Consider the following 14,602-nt stretch of genomic DNA (forward strand, 5'->3'; position numbering starts at 1 on the left):
ATGAAGATCATTTTGACGGCTGACGTGACCGGCCTCGGCGAATCCGGCGACATCGTCGAGGTCAGGGATGGTCACGCGCGCAACCTGTTGCTGCCCCGCGGCCTCGCCATCGTGGCGACCAAGGGTGCCCAGAAGCAGGTCGAGACGATCCGCCGCACCCAGGAGGCCCGACGGGTCCGCAACCTGGAGCACGCTCGCGAGCTGAAGCAGCAGCTGAACGACCTCGGCGCGGTCAAGCTGACCGCCAAGGTCTCGAAGCAGGGCAAGCTGTTCGGTTCGATCGGCTCCGGCGATGTGGCCACCGCCGTGCGCAAGGCTGGTGGGCCGAACCTGGACAAGCGGACGGTGGAACTCCGGGGACACATCAAGTCGCTGGGCAAGCACACCGTTGATGTGCGTCTGCACCCGGACGTGACCGCTTCGGTCAGCGTCGAGGTCACCCCGGTGGGTTGATCTTTCCCGCGGGTTCCACGTGAAACCGCGTTGATTCACGGACGGCCCGCCCGTTGGACTTTTCGAGTGTCCACGGGCGGGCCTACCGGTCGAATGCCGTAATGACGATCGGACCGGCGCCGGCTTCGGGAGCGGATTCCGACACGCCGAGCTGCCGTATTCCCGGCGACACGCCGGGAGTTTTCCACGATTTCTTTCCACAACTTATCCATAGGGCCTGACCTGTGGTTATTTGATGATCTTGAACAGTTGTCCCCAAGTTATCCCCAGTGGGGTGGGTAGATCAGGGGCAGTTGTCCCCAGTTATCCCCAAGCTGTCCACAGGTTGTCCCCAGGCTTGTCCACAACTCGACTTGCTTGCTCCATGCAGGCGATCTAGCTTCGCCGCGCGAGCTCCTGCGTCACAACGCGTGATCTTGCGCGGTCGCCCGCGCGGTAGGCGGTCCGCGGGGGCAGTCGGGGCACCCAGGTGCCGACGACCCCACCACCCGGTCGCCGGTGAGCACGACGTGGCTCGCGAACCGCGGTCTGCAGGAGGTGACGGAACCGATGGCGTTGGCTGATGAGCGGGGTGTCGAACCCGCGCGCAACGGGAACTCGGCGAACCAGAACGGCGGCTTCGAACGGAATCCCCCGCAGGACCTGGCCGCCGAGCAGTCGGTGCTCGGCGGCATGATGCTCAGCAAGGACGCCATCGCCGACGTCGTCGAAGTCGTACAGCCCAACGACTTCTACCGTCCCGCGCACCAGGTGATCTACGACTGCGTTCTCGACCTCTACGGCCGTGGTGAGCCCGCGGACGCGATCACCGTCTCGGCCGAACTCGAACGAAGGCAGGAACTGCTGCGGGTCGGCGGTGCGCCGTACATGCACACGCTGATCGCCACGGTGCCCACGGCCGCCAACGCCAGCTACTACGCGGAGATCGTCTCGGAGAAGGCGGTGCTGCGACGACTCGTCGAAGCAGGCACCCGGATCGTCCAGCTCGGCTACCACGGTTCCGAGGGCTCGGCGGTCGAGGAGGTGGTCGACCGCGCGCAGGCCGCTATCTACGACGTCACCGAGCGCCGGGCCAGCGAGGACTACGCCGCCCTCGAAGAACTGCTGCAGCCGACGATGGACGAGATCGACGCCATCGCCTCGCGCGGCGGTGAATCACAGGGCATCCCCACCGGCTTCGCCGACCTGGACCACGTGACCAACGGCCTGCACCCCGGGCAGATGGTGATCGTCGCCGCGCGTCCAGGTGTGGGCAAGGCCCTCGCCCTCGACACCCCGCTGCCGACGCCCACGGGTTGGACGACGATGGGCGAGGTATCGGTGGGCGACCGGTTGTTCGCCGCCGACGGCACACCCACCGAGGTGGTCTCGGCGACCGAGGTCATGGCCGGACGTCCCTGCTACGAGGTGGAGTTCTCCGACGGGACGGTCATCGTCGCCGACGCCGAGCACCAGTGGTCCCTGGCGGACGGCTCGATCGAGACGACCGAACGGCTCGCCGCCATCGGCGGGCGGCAGTCGGTGGTCCGGCACCGCCCGCTCGCGCTGCCGGAGCGGGAGTTCGCGGTGGCCCCCTACGCGCTGGGTGTGTGGCTGGCCGCCGGGAACCCGACCGACGGCAGCGTGCGCACCGACGCCGACCTGACCGACCAGCTGGAAATCGACGGGGTCGGCCCCGTGTTCGCCGGGGAGATCGCCGAGTGGATCGAGGAGCTGGGCGTGTGGGACGACCACGACGTCCCAGCGGACTACCTGCGTGGCAGCGAAGCGCAGCGGCGCGCGCTGCTTGCGGGCATGGTCGACGCGTCCGGCACGGTCGCGGAGGACGGTGCGGTCCGGCTGGTCATCAGTGAACCCACGTCGGTGCGCGCCCGCGAACTCGTGCTCGGGCTCGGCTACGAGTGCACCGCGGCCCCGTCGTGGCAGGACGATGCCGATGGTGGGTTCGACAACGCCGTCCTAGTGTTCGACAGCGGCGCCGACGAGGTGTTCCGTCGCGGGGACAAGAACGAGCAGCACAAGCGGAACCGGTCCACGGTCGACCGTCCGCCGCGGGCGATCACGGCGGTCCGCCGGGTCGAGAGCGTTCCGGTGCGCTGCGTCGAGGTGGATTCGCCCGCGCACCTGTACCTGGCGGGGCGATCGATGATCCCCACGCACAACTCCACGCTGGGGTTGGACTTCTGCCGTTCCGCGTCCATCAAGAACAACCTGGCCAGCGTGATCTTCTCGCTGGAGATGGGCCGCACCGAGATCGTCATGCGCATGCTCTCGGCGGAGGCCAGGATCCGGCTCGGCGACATGCGCGGTGGCCGCATGACCGACGACGACTGGACGCGGCTCGCGCGACGGATGAGCGAGATCAGCGAGGCACCGCTGTTCGTCGACGACTCGCCGAACCTCACCATGATGGAGATCCGCGCGAAGGCGCGACGGCTCAAGCAGCGCAACGACATCAACCTGATCGTCGTCGACTACATGCAGCTGATGACCTCGGGCAAGAAGGTCGAGTCCAGGCAGCAGGAGGTTTCGGAGTTCTCCCGAAGCCTCAAGCTGCTGGCCAAGGAACTCGAAGTGCCGGTGGTGGCGATCTCGCAGCTCAACCGTGGTCCCGAGCAGCGCAACGACAAGAAGCCCCAGCTCTCCGACCTGCGTGAATCGGGCTGTCTGACGAGCGGGACGAGACTGCTGCGGGCGGACAACGGCGCCGAGGTCACCTTCGGGGAACTCATGGAAACCGGTGACCGGCCTTGGGTGTGGTCGCTGGACGAGAACCTGAAGATGGTCGCGCGCCCGATCACGAACGTGTTCTCCAGCGGCGTGAAGGAGGCTTTCAGGGTTCGGCTGGCTTCCGGTCGCGAGGTGGAAGCCACCGCGAACCACCCGATGCGGACGGTCGACGGGTGGCACCCGCTCGGGGAGCTGGCGGTGGGGAGCCGGGTCGCCGCACCGTGCACGACGCCCGAACCGATGTGGGTCAAGCCGATGGCTGATCCGGAAGTCGTGCTGCTCGCGCACCTCATCGGGGACGGCTCGGTCGTGGTCGAAGGGCGAGCCGACGAGCCGGCTTCGCCGAGCGTTGCGGAAGCCTCGGAGCACTTCGTCGCCTGGCTCGGCGAGCTCGGACTGTGCACCGTGCCCGCGGACGAGAAGTTCGTTCCGGACGCGGTGTTCGCGCTGCCGAACGAGCAGATCGCCCTTTTCCTCCGGCACCTGTCCATCGTTTCTCCGGGACACGACGAACGGCCGGCGGACCGCATCGCGGGCGAGGACGAGCAGCCCGCGCGCTCTTGCTGGTCGACGGCGAGCAAGCGGCTGGCCGACGATCTCGCCCGGCTCCTCTTGCGCCTCGACGTGCCCGCACAGCTCCGGGTCGAGTCGAATCCGCACGGCCGCGATCGATACGAGGTGCACCTCCACACAGCCGCGAACCAGTTCCCGTTCCTGGCCGGAACGGGTCTTCCTGGACAGCGTTCGACGGACGTCGTCGGTTGTGGACAGGAGCACGGCGTGGTCACGGGGCCGGAGGCGCTGTCGACCGGCGATGTCCGGTGGGACGAGATCGTGGAGATCACCAGCATCGGCGAGCAGCCGGTGTTCGATGCGACGGTCGACGAGACGCACAACTTCATCGCCGACGGGATCGTCCTGCACAACAGTCTGGAGCAGGACGCGGACGTGGTGATCCTGATCCACCGGCCGGACGCGTTCGAACGGGATGATCCCCGGATGGGCGAGGCGGACCTGATGCTGGCCAAGCACCGTGCCGGTCCGACCTCCACGGTCACCGTCGCCCACCAGCTGCACTACAGCCGCTTCGTCGACATGGCCCAGGAGTAGCCCGGGCGCTGGGCGGTTCGCTATTCCCGCTGCACTTCGTTTTCGGTCGCATCTCGACCGCACCCGTGCGGCGTGGGGTGGGATTGGGCCATCCGGGTGGAGTATCGACTTGGCCCTCATGGAACGCGGCGGTGCGGCCGATGGTTGGTTTGAAGTTCCCGGCAAGGTGTTCGGCGAAGTCCGGTTGCGGGTTTACGCGTGCCCGTTGCGACGCGAGCCGGTGCGACACGTGCTCTTGTGACGCGCGCCGTTTAAGAGCCGCGCCGTTTGTGAGAGCTGACCCGCCGAGATGCGCGTGTTGTTGAAGCCGCGTGTTGTTGAAGCCCGGAAACCCCCGCGACGCACCGGGTTTTGCGGAGTTGTTGGCATTCTGCCCTGATGGCCCTGCCAACTCTGCCAAGATCGGATTTTCCGGTCCGGTAGCGCACGGGGGCGTATGTCAGCGCAGCAGCATCAGCCGAACTCGCAGCGTGGGCAACAGCCGTACCCGACGCAGGCGCAGCCGCCCCATTCGCCGCAGCCGGGGCAATCACAGGCTCAGCCGTATCCGCCGCAACCGTATCCGTCGCAACCGTATCCGCCGCAGCCACAACAGCCGCCCTGGCAATATCCGTCGCATCCGAGTGGGTATCCAGCCGCCCCATATCCAGCCGCCCCATATCCAGCAGCGCCGTATCCGCCGCAGCCGTACTACTTCGAGCGAAAGCCCGGGACGGGCCAAGCCAAGCGGGCTTTCCTGGCCGCGGTCGTGCCGTGGACGGCCGCGCGGTTCCTGCTCAAGCCGAAGACCGGTGAACGGCTTCGGGATCGGGAGCTGACGCTGCTCGCGTCCTCGCGTGCGGTGCTCGCCGCACTGGTGGTGACGCTGGCGACCGCCAACTTCGCGCAGCCGTGGCAAACCATCCTCTCCGGCTCGTGGGACACCTTGACGCACATCTGGTTGCCCGCCTCACTGCTCGCTCCGGTGCTGTTCGTCGTGCTGCTCGCCGTGACCCGCTCTGGCCATCGGACCGAGCTGCTGCCAGGTGCGTTGCGGCTGCTGTGGCGGCTGATACTTGGTGCGGTCTGCATCGCGTTGCCGTTGCTGGTGCTGTGGCAAACAGGTGTCGGAATGGAGCCGACCGAGGATGACCACGCGCTCAGCTTCAGCACCGGGGTGCTCCTCGTGTACGTGTGGCTTCCGCTGTTCGGTGCCTGCGCCGTGTACTGGGGTGCGCGGTCCGGACTGTGGCTGGGCGAGCTGCACCCGCTGTTCGGGCCGATCGGTTCGGCGTCGTTGATGCTGCTGATCACCGGGCGGGAGGTGGTCGAGCTCGACTCGAAGGGCTTGCCGACGCCTTGGTGGTTCGCGCTGATCGGGTGCGGAGTTGTCGGGACGCTGGTGCTCGCGGTATTCGAGTTCCGGCGGGCGCGGCTGATCGGCTGCCGATTCCGAAGCGGGCCGGAACCGGTGGCGGAAGCGCTGCCGGAGCCGGCGGTGGAGGACGACGGTGTTGCGTTGTTCGAGGTTCCGGTGTTGCCTCGCGGGCTGCGGGATTCCGATCGGCGGCGGCCGTTCTGGGTGCGGGCCGAAGCGTTCCCGAAAACCGTTGCTGTCGTGGAAGGTTCGCCGCGGCGCTGGGGCCGGGTGCGCGGTATCGCGGCAACCATCAGCAACGCCGTGGCGTCGCTTTTCCGGCCAGTCGCGGCGTTTTTCGCCGCCTTGGGGCGCGGGATCGCGACACCGTTCGCCCCGATCGTCCGTTTCGTGCTCCGGAAGCGGAGGGCACGCCAGGTTGCCGCGACCGCGGGGCCGACCGCCGTGGGGGAGCCGAACCGGGTGGTTTCCGGGTTAGCCGTCGTGGTTTTCCCGTGGTTGACCGCCCGATACCTGTTCAAGCCCGAGGTCGGCCCGCAGCCGAGGGACCAGCTGCTGGACCGGCTCGGTTTCTGGCGGGCCGTGGTCGGGCTGGCCGTGGTCGTGCTCACCACCATCCAGTACCAGTGGGAAGATCTGGTCTGGGACCTGACGGGCAAGGGGTTTTCGACCATCGAGCTCGCGGTGTTCGTGGGGGCGCCCGCGGCGATCCTGATGGCGATCGATGCGCGGCAGTACGGGTACGGCCCGAAGCTGCGGCAGGGGTTGCTGAGCATGGTCAAGCGTGCCGGGCTCGGATTGCTCGTGGCCATTCCGCTGCCGCTCGGGATCGTTGTCGGCATCGTGACGGCGCTGATCCTCTTGTTCGGCACGCCGGTCGGACTGTTGGTGCTGCCGATGATTCCGTTGGGCGTCGTCGCATTGCTGTGGTGCGTGCCGTTCGTGATGTGCACGTTCTACTGGGCCGTCCGCAGCTGCCTGTGGATAAGCGAGGTCAATCCGCTGCTCGCGCCGGTCGCGACCACCGTGTTCGCGGCGGCGATCAGCATCGAGGAGATCGCCACCAACGACACCAACGGTGTCCCGGTTCACCTGTGGCTCCCGCTGAACATCTTCGGGCTGATCACGACGGTGCTGCTGGGAACAGCCGAATTCCGGCATGCCCGTTCGCTCGGTCACCAGTTCCTGCGCGGCCGGGAAACCGGCCCGGTGCCGGCCACCCCGCGGCAACCGAGCTCGGGGATCGTCCGCCCGGTGGTGCGTGAGCTGCGCCGCCTGGCTCGCGACCACTACCACCACGTCCGGAAGACGGACCGATAGCCCGGTGTTGAACGGTGTCCTGCGATCCGCCGGTCCCTTCCCGGTCGCGACCGAGTCGGGTGCGCTGGACCGTGGGCGCGCCGCCGGCCACGCCCGATCGGAGGGCCGCGTCCTGCGTGGCGCTGCAAGTCGCCGGAGCGGCCTAGACTGGGGGCAGGGTTGGCGTAGGCCGAATGCGGTGGCCGAAGTGACTGTTCGGGTGGCGGGCAGCTTTCCGGACGACCTCACGAGCTTCGTGGGGCGCCGTTCCGCTCTGCCCCAGATCAAGCGACTGGTGTCGACCTCGCACCTGGCGACGCTGACCGGGGTGGCGGGAGTCGGCAAGTCCCGGCTGGCGTTGCGCGTGGCGCGCGAGCTCCGCCGCACCTTCCCGGACGGGGTGTGGATCGTCGAACTGGGACGCGTGCGGGATTCCGCGTTGTTCGACCGGACGGTCCTCGATGCGATCGGGGGTTCCGACGGCACCACGGGAGATGCGGGTGAGGTGCTCGCCGACCGGCTCGTGAACAAGCGGCTGCTGCTCGTCCTGGACGGATGCGAACACCTGCTCGACGAATGCGCCAGGTTGGTCGGGCTGCTGTTGGCGGCAGCGCCCGACGTCCGCATCCTGGCCACCAGCCGGGCGCCGCTGAACGTGGGCGGTGAACGCACCTGGCCGGTTCCGCCGATGTCGGTCGATACGGTGGACGCACCGGGAGGACGGGTTCGGGGGCTCCCCGGCGGGGAGGCGATGTGGCTGTTCGCCGAACGGGCAGCGGCGGTGCTTCCCGGCTTCGAGCTGGGGCCGAGAAACGAGCTGGCCGTCGCCCGGTTGTGCAAGCAGCTGGACGGGTTGCCGCTGGCCATCGAACTCGCCGCGGTGTGGATGCGGTCGCTGTCGGTGGACGAGATCCTCTCCAAGCTCGTCGATCGGTATCAGCTGTTGACCAGCGGGGATCGGGACGCGGTGCCGCAACACCAGACGCTGCGGGCCGCGGTCGATTGGAGCTTCGAACTGTGCTCCCCCAACGAGCGAGCCGTGTGGACGCGACTGTCGGTGTTCGTCACCGGGTTCGATCTGGAGGCGGCCGAAGCAGTGTGCTCCGGCAACGGCATGTCTTCGACCGACGTGTTCAACGGTGTTGCCGGGCTGGTCGAAAAGTCGGTGCTCACGAGGGAAGGCGCTCCGGGCGAGCCGGCACGCTACCGGCTGTTCGAAACCATCCGCGAGTACGGCCGGAGTCGGCTCGGCGACGACGTCGACGAGTTGACGCGGCGCAGGCGGCACCGCGATCACTACCTGGAGTTGGCCGAGCGCGCCGACGCGGAGTGGCTGGGCTCGCGGCAGCTCGAATGGTTGACCCGGCTGCGCGAGGAGCAGGCCAACCTCTACTCGGCGCTGGAATTCAGCCTCGGCGAGCCGGGAGAAGGTCACGAGGCGCTGCGGCTGGTAGCAGCGCTACGGTTCTACTGGGTCGGCGCGGGCGCGTTGCGGGACGGGCGCCATTGGCTGGACCGGGCGCTGCGGGAGGCTCCGGAGACGAGCGAGGAACGGGCGGCGTGCCTGGTGGCCGCGGCCCTGGTCAGCGGATTGCAAGGGGATCTGCTGCGGGGACGGGCGCTGCTGCACGAGTCCCGCGATCTGGCCGGGCGGCTGGGGGACGCCACGGCCTTGCTCCAGACCGAGCACGTCGAGGGCATGATCGATGTGCTCGACGGTGAGGTGGAGGCCGCGGCTTCGAAGCTCTTCTCGGCGGTGAGCCGCGAGGGCATGGTCAAACCGAATGCTCTGGTGCTGATCAGCTTGGTGAACCTGGCGCTGATGTCGGTTTCCCGCGGGGAGACGGAACGGGCCGAGGCGTTGTGCGGGCGGTGCCTGGCGATCTGCGAAGAGCACGGGGAGCTGTGGGGCCGGTCGTGGGCGCAGGCTGCGCTCGCCCTGGTCGCGTGGGTGGACGGCGATGTGGACGCGGTGGAGGCGCTGGCCGTGGAGGCGTTGCGGAGCAAGGTTCGGTTCGACGACCGGATGGGAATTGTGCTGTGCACCGAGATGCTGGCCTGGGTGGCTGCCGCGCAGGGGCGGATCGAGCGTGCCGGGGTGCTGCAGGCGGGTAGTGCGCGATTCCGGACCGGAATGGATCTGTTCGGCATCGCGCCTTATCGGAGTTGGCACACCGAGTGCGCCAAGCGGGTGCGAGTGTCCGGGGATGCTCGACGGATCGCGCAACAGGGCCGGGCGCTGTCGTTCGACGAGTTCATGGCGTACGCGTTGGGCGAGCGTGAGCGCACCGCCGACGGTGCGCCGGCGTCCGAACTGACGCCGCGGGAACGTGAGGTGGCGCAGCTGGTGGCCGGGGGTTTGTCGAATCGGCAGATCGCCGAACGGCTGGTGATCGCCAAGCGCACCGCAGACAGTCACATCGAGCACATCATGGTCAAGCTCGGGTTCACATCCCGCGCGCAAGTGGCCGTGTGGGTCACCGAGAACCACGCCGAGGACGACTGACGGGGCCGGTCGGCGTGGCCCGGTAGCGGCTATCCGGTGTGGGCGAGGGACATCGCCCGACGAGTCGCGGACACGACCGTCTGCCACGGCGGCTGCGGCCGTGTGGGGTCCGGGTGTTGGATCCATCGGGCTTCTGCGCCCGGCATCGTCTCGAACGGCAGCGTCAGCCGGTCTCCGGGCAGGAACCCGGCGACGTTCCATCCCGCGAGGTCGGTGGGTACCGCATTGTTTCCGGCGGCCCCGGTAAGCAACGCCCATTGCTCTCGGTAGCCGATGACCGCACCGGCGAGCAGGTGAATCGAGAGCACGTGGTGGACCTGCGCTGCCAGCTCGTCCGGCATGAGCAGAGCGTCCACATCGCCGATCACCAGTCGTGGGGTTCCGGCGGGGTCCAGCTCATCGACCACCCAGCCGAAACTTCGGTACGGCGAACCGGGGCCGCGAGTATGTTCGGCCGTCTTCAATTGATCTTCCGAGGTTGTCTGCATCACTCTGTTCATTCGCTGGTCGGCGACGAGGTGGGGCAGGTGGTCATGTGACCGTCCTACGCCCCACCTCGTCGAATACCGGAGTGCAGGTCGCTCGACAGGGGACCTGTGGTCCGGATATCTGCAAACTGACCTCCTCCCACGAACGGGTGGTTCCGGGCTTGTGCCGGGCTCGCATCGAGGCCGGTTGGCTGGCCTCGATCACCTCACCTCCCGGCGATGTCCGGCCGTCGCACGTCCCGGTTCGACCGGTGCCGTTCGCCGCACTTCGCCAGGGCACGGGAGGGGTGTGGGGCGGATGAGCACCGGATTTCCTTCCTTTCGTCCCTTGCGGACGTAGCAACAACTATCCGCCGGGTCCGCCGGATGCGAAGCGGGAGATGTACCGAGAGACATACCTACGTTCGGTCGACCGCGTCCGACACGCGGAGGCAGCGGAGTCGGCTGTCGGCGGTCCGATGTTCGGATACTGACCTCTTGCCCAAACCTCCGCGAACCCGTGGCGAAAGGCCGACGACATGCGAACCGCTTTCCTGCACGGAGAGGTCGATCAGTACACCGAGGTCAAGCAGAGCTTGATCGAGCTGTTCGTGAACGCGTGCGCGGAGCCCGGGGACGATACGGCCGAGTTGGTGGAGCTGCTGCTCGACGACAAGCTCACCCGCGACGGGTTGCTCGCGCGGTGGCGTGAGCCGGACGTGCGGCGCTTCCTCGTCGAGGTCGTGCCGCGCGTGCTGGTGCTCGACGACTGGTCGGGACCGCCACGGGTACTGCACCGCTGGATCGATTTCCTCGCCGGGATCGGCCTGCTGATGGAGAGCACCGGGTCCGAAGCGGTGCACGCGGCGATCGACCGGGCCACCCCCGATTACCTGGCCGCGATGGTGGAGCCGGCCGCGTGGGGCGTGACCAAGTTCTTCACGGTTGCCATGCGGGAACACGGCGTGGACCCCGAGGACGAGGAGGCCGTGGCGGAGTTCTTCCTGGCCGTCGAGTCCGGCGAGGCGGGGCTCGACCGCGATCTCGTCGCCGATGTCGAGCAACGGGAGTCGACGGATACACCGAAATCCCCGGCCTACTGGCTACCGCCGATGCTGCTCCCGGAGGAGAACACCCCGGACGTGGAGGCACCGCGAAGTGCGCTGCTGCCGCTGGTCCTAGCCCTGCAGGAATGGGTGGGCAGCGGTCGGGACCTCGACGCGGGCCGCCTATCCGAGTCGGACCTGAACGAGTTGACCGCAAAGCTGGCGGAACTGGTCGACGGCGGCGTCGGCCGGTTCACCACCCGGATGCTCGTGGAGTGGTCGGAGCGGGCCAACCTGCTCCGGGTGGCGGGAAAGCGGTTGGTGAGAACCCAGGTCAGTGAACCGCTGCTGGCGGAGCCGGGACTGCTGTGGACGCGGTTGTGGTACAGCTTCGCGCGGTGCGAAGACGTTTTCGGCGCGGACGTGGGTGCGCTCGCACTGCTCGGCGGCGATGGCGAGGCGTTCGCCGACCTGGTGCGGGAGGTGCTGTGCGCGCTCTACTCGCAGACCGACGCGCTGCCGCTGGAGATCCTGGTGAACACGACCGTGAGTTCGATGCGGACGGACGTGGCGGACGGGTCCAGGACCGCCCCGGTTCGGGAGACGGTTCGGCGGATGCTGGGTCGGATGCTCGACCAGTGGGAGCTGATGGGTGTCGTCCGCAGCTTCACCACCAGCGATGCCGAGGACATCGCGAACATCGACGCCGCCACCCCCGACGAAGTGCGGGCCGATCGGACGATGGTCGAGTTGTTGCCGCTGGGACTGTGGGCGGCTCGTGAATCGCTGCGTTCCGCCGGCCTGCTGGCACCGAGCGTGCAGGACGTGGTCGACTGCCCGATCGAGGTGCTGGTGCTGGCCATGCCGACCAGTCCACCGGATGCGGTCGAGGCGGCCATCGCCGCGTGGATCGCCGATCGTGGCGGCGCCGAGGCCGCGAGCGCCGAAGTCGCCGACCTGTTGTGCAGGGTAGACGATCCCGCGGTGCGGTTGTCCGCGCTGTGGCTGCTGGAACACACCGGGACGGCCGGGCAGGACGCGGTGCTCGGCCTGTGCGAGGACCCGGTGGCCGGCCCGGCCGCGCGGATGTGGCTGTGGCCCCGCCCGGTCGCCGAGGCCGTGCAGCCACGGCCGGGGGACGAGCTGTTGTTCGCGCTGGACGGGATGGGGTTGACCGCGCTGGATGATCCCGAGCTGTTCCTCGCGGAGTTCCGGCAGCGCACGTCACCGAACCAGCTCGCGATGATCGAGGAGATCCCCAGGAGCACGCACAGCAGGGCCGGTGTCGTGCTGGAGGTGCTCGCGCGGCTGCATCCCGACGAACGGATGGTGCGGGCCGCGATCCGGTCTCTGGAGCGGATTCGCGGCAACCGCGACCCGGCATGATCCGCCGGGGCGCGGTCGGCTCGCGGTCCGTGGCCCGCGGCGGTCCGGCCGGTCAGGTGGGCGGGTGCGTGCCGAGTTCCCGCAGGGCTGTGGGCAGCTCACTGATGTCGCGCAGCACGCGGTGCGCTCCCTCGAGCGCGTCGTCGGCCGGTGGGAAGTGCGGGTTGGGGATGGCGAACACGGTCGTGCCCGCCGCCGCTGCCGCGCGGAGACCGCTACTGGAGTCTTCGACGGCCGCGCAACGGGTGGCGGGCTGATCGAGCTCGCGCGCGGCTCGGAGGTAGACGTCCGGCGCCGGTTTTCCAGCACCCACCTCCTCACTGGAGACGGTGTGCCGGATGGTGCCGTTGAGGCCGGTCGCGTCCAGGTAGGCCCGGATGATGCGTGGGGGAGCCGAGCTGGCGATGGCCGTGGGGTAGTCGTCCGCCACGGCCCGGAGGGTTTCGGTGGCGTACGGGAGTACCGGCGGCCCGTCGGCGTACTGCTGGGCCATCCGATCAATGACGGTGGTGGCGACTTCTTCCTCGCTGAGCCGGGTGCCGAGTTCCACCACCAGGTAGCGCGCCCATTCGGGAGTGCTCATGCCCATCATCGCTTCGGTGGCGCCGTTCGCCCATTCGCCGTGGTTCTCGGCGACGACTTCCCGCCGGATCCGGTCCCAGAGCTGTTCGGAGTCCACGAGGACTCCGTCGAGGTCGAAGATCACTGCTGCTGGTCGCACGCGGCAATCCTAGGAGGGCGCCGGGCCGGTGGCTCGCTCGCCACGCGGTGACCGGTGTGCGTCTGCTCTCGGGAGCTGGCTCCTCCCGAACAATTTAGTTAGCCTTGCAAATGGAATCGAAACCGCGAGTTCTCCACCGGGATCGCCGCACGGTCGCGGGCAGCCATTCAGTGCCGAAGCGCCGTCGTGCCGAAGCGCAGTCGTGCCGCCCTGGGAACCGACCGCGCCGGGGCGAACTCGCCGAGGAGGGGCCGAACGATGAGCAGCGCACCCGACACCCGGCTGCTGGACGTGTTCAAAGGACAACCGAAGGCCGTCTGGATCACCGCGTTCGCGGCCGTGATCGCCTTCATGGGCATCGGGCTGGTGGATCCGATCCTGCTGTCGATCGCGGAAGCGCTCGACGCCGGGCCCGAACAGGTGACCCTGCTGTTCTCGTCCTACCTCGGAGTGCAGGTCGTGGCGATGTTGGTGACGGGGGCGTTCAGCGCCCGGTTCGGCGCGAAGCGGACCGTGGTCACCGGGCTCGTCCTGATCGTGCTCGCGACCATCGCCTGCGCGCTCGCGGGTTCGATCACGCAGCTCGTCGCGTTGCGCGCGGTGTGGGGATTGGGCAACGCGTTCTTCATCGCGACCGCGCTGTCGGTGATCGTCGGCGCAGCCAGTGGTGGTCAGCAAGCCGCGATCCTGCTCTACGAGGCCGCGCTGGGCATCGGTCTTTCCGCCGGTCCTCTGCTGGGCGCATTGCTCGGAAACATCTCGTGGCGCGGGCCGTTCGCCGGTACCGCGCTGCTGATGGCCGTCGCGCTGGTCCTCGCGGCCGGATTCCTGCCTGCCGACGATCCGAGCGGGCGGCCCCGGGTCCGGCTACTCGATCCGCTGCGGGCGCTCCGGCACGGCGGCCTGCTGCGCACCTCGGTGGGCTCGGCGTTGTACACGGCATCGTTCTTCGTGGTGCTCGCCTGGTCGCCCTTCGTCCTCGGATTCGGGCCGATCGCGGTCGGTCTGGTCTTCTTCGGCTGGGGCGTCTGCGTGGCGATCGCCGGTGTCGCCCTCGCTCCGAAGCTCGCGGCCCGCTTCGGCGAAGTGCACGCCACCGTGTTCGCGGTGCTGGCGTACGCGGTCGTTCTCGTGGTGATGACCGTCGGATCCACACCGGTCGTCGTGATCGGGGTCGTCGCCAGCGGTGTCGCCTCCGGTCTGCTCAACACCCTGTTCACCGGCACCGCGATGAGCGTCAGCTCGGCGCCCCGCCCGGTGGCCAGCGCGGGTTACAACTTCTGCCGTTGGCTGGGAGGTGCTGTCGCGGCCACCCTGGTCAGCCACGTCGCCGGGTGGCTCGGATTCGTGCAGGCGCCGTTCGCCGTCGGTGCGGTGCTGTGTGTGCTCGCGGCCGGACTACTGCTGATCGGTTCAGGCGGACGCGACCCGCACCGGGTGCCCTCGGAGGCCGCCGTCGTCGGTGAGCAGGTGTGAGGACCTGAATCGGCCGGTGCGTGGACGGCGAGAATCGCCGTCTTTCCCACG

At 68.5% G+C, this 14,602-nt stretch carries 9 protein-coding genes; 7 read left to right on the forward strand and 2 right to left on the reverse strand.

All coding sequences use genetic code 11. The features are described 5' to 3' along the window. The 5 genes from rplI (at position 1) to ACYVAN_RS10890 (ending at position 9,455) form a co-directional block, all read left to right on the forward strand. Complete coding sequence (rplI, locus tag ACYVAN_RS10870) at positions 1-453, forward strand: 50S ribosomal protein L9 (protein ID WP_460958373.1); 453 nt, start codon at positions 1-3, stop codon at positions 451-453. A gap of 549 nt (positions 454-1,002) precedes the next feature. Beyond that, positions 1,003-4,293, forward strand: a complete 3,291-nt coding sequence (gene dnaB / locus ACYVAN_RS10875) for a replicative DNA helicase (protein ID WP_460958375.1) — start codon at positions 1,003-1,005, stop codon at positions 4,291-4,293. Positions 4,294-4,402: 109 nt separating this feature from the next. Further along, entirely contained in the window at positions 4,403-4,534 is a 132-nt protein-coding gene (locus tag ACYVAN_RS10880; protein WP_460958376.1) for a hypothetical protein, read from the forward strand. A gap of 507 nt (positions 4,535-5,041) precedes the next feature. Then, positions 5,042-6,970 (forward strand): hypothetical protein, encoded by a 1,929-nt coding sequence (locus ACYVAN_RS10885; protein ID WP_460958378.1) that lies wholly within the window; start codon positions 5,042-5,044, stop codon positions 6,968-6,970. Between the two features lie 178 nt (positions 6,971-7,148). Further along, positions 7,149-9,455 (forward strand): ATP-binding protein, encoded by a 2,307-nt coding sequence (locus ACYVAN_RS10890; RefSeq protein WP_460958380.1) that lies wholly within the window; start codon positions 7,149-7,151, stop codon positions 9,453-9,455. A 29-nt stretch (positions 9,456-9,484) separates the two neighbouring features. Here ACYVAN_RS10890 and ACYVAN_RS10895 read toward each other — a convergent pair whose 3' ends face one another. Then, positions 9,485-9,862, reverse strand: a complete 378-nt coding sequence (locus ACYVAN_RS10895; RefSeq protein WP_460958382.1) for a hypothetical protein — start codon at positions 9,860-9,862, stop codon at positions 9,485-9,487. A gap of 599 nt (positions 9,863-10,461) precedes the next feature. On the opposite strand from ACYVAN_RS10895, the gene ACYVAN_RS10900 reads away from it, so the two are divergent. Continuing rightward, positions 10,462-12,354 carry a hypothetical protein gene (locus ACYVAN_RS10900; RefSeq protein WP_460958384.1) on the forward strand — a complete coding sequence of 631 codons (1,893 nt, stop codon included), beginning with the start codon at positions 10,462-10,464 and terminating at the stop codon, positions 12,352-12,354. A 52-nt stretch (positions 12,355-12,406) separates the two neighbouring features. Here the strand turns inward: ACYVAN_RS10900 and ACYVAN_RS10905 are convergent, their stop codons facing one another. Then, positions 12,407-13,075 (reverse strand): HAD family hydrolase, encoded by a 669-nt coding sequence (locus ACYVAN_RS10905; RefSeq protein ID WP_460958386.1) that lies wholly within the window; start codon positions 13,073-13,075, stop codon positions 12,407-12,409. Between the two features lie 258 nt (positions 13,076-13,333). Here ACYVAN_RS10905 and ACYVAN_RS10910 point away from each other — a divergent pair, with 258 nt between their 5' ends. Next, positions 13,334-14,551, forward strand: a complete 1,218-nt coding sequence (locus ACYVAN_RS10910; RefSeq protein WP_460958388.1) for an MFS transporter — start codon at positions 13,334-13,336, stop codon at positions 14,549-14,551. Positions 14,552-14,602: the final 51 nt, after the last annotated feature.

Source organism: Parasphingorhabdus pacifica (genome assembly GCF_054779195.1).

Excerpts from the sequence above, each read along its gene's own strand:
- ACYVAN_RS10900 (WP_460958384.1), top strand. The coding sequence starts at position 10,462 with ATGCGAACCGCTTTCCTGCACGGAGAGGTCGATCAGTACACCGAGGTC.
- rplI (WP_460958373.1), top strand. The coding sequence starts at position 1 with ATGAAGATCATTTTGACGGCTGACGTGACCGGCCTCGGCGAATCCGGC.
- dnaB (WP_460958375.1), top strand. The coding sequence starts at position 1,003 with ATGGCGTTGGCTGATGAGCGGGGTGTCGAACCCGCGCGCAACGGGAAC.
- ACYVAN_RS10910 (WP_460958388.1), top strand. The coding sequence starts at position 13,334 with ATGAGCAGCGCACCCGACACCCGGCTGCTGGACGTGTTCAAAGGACAA.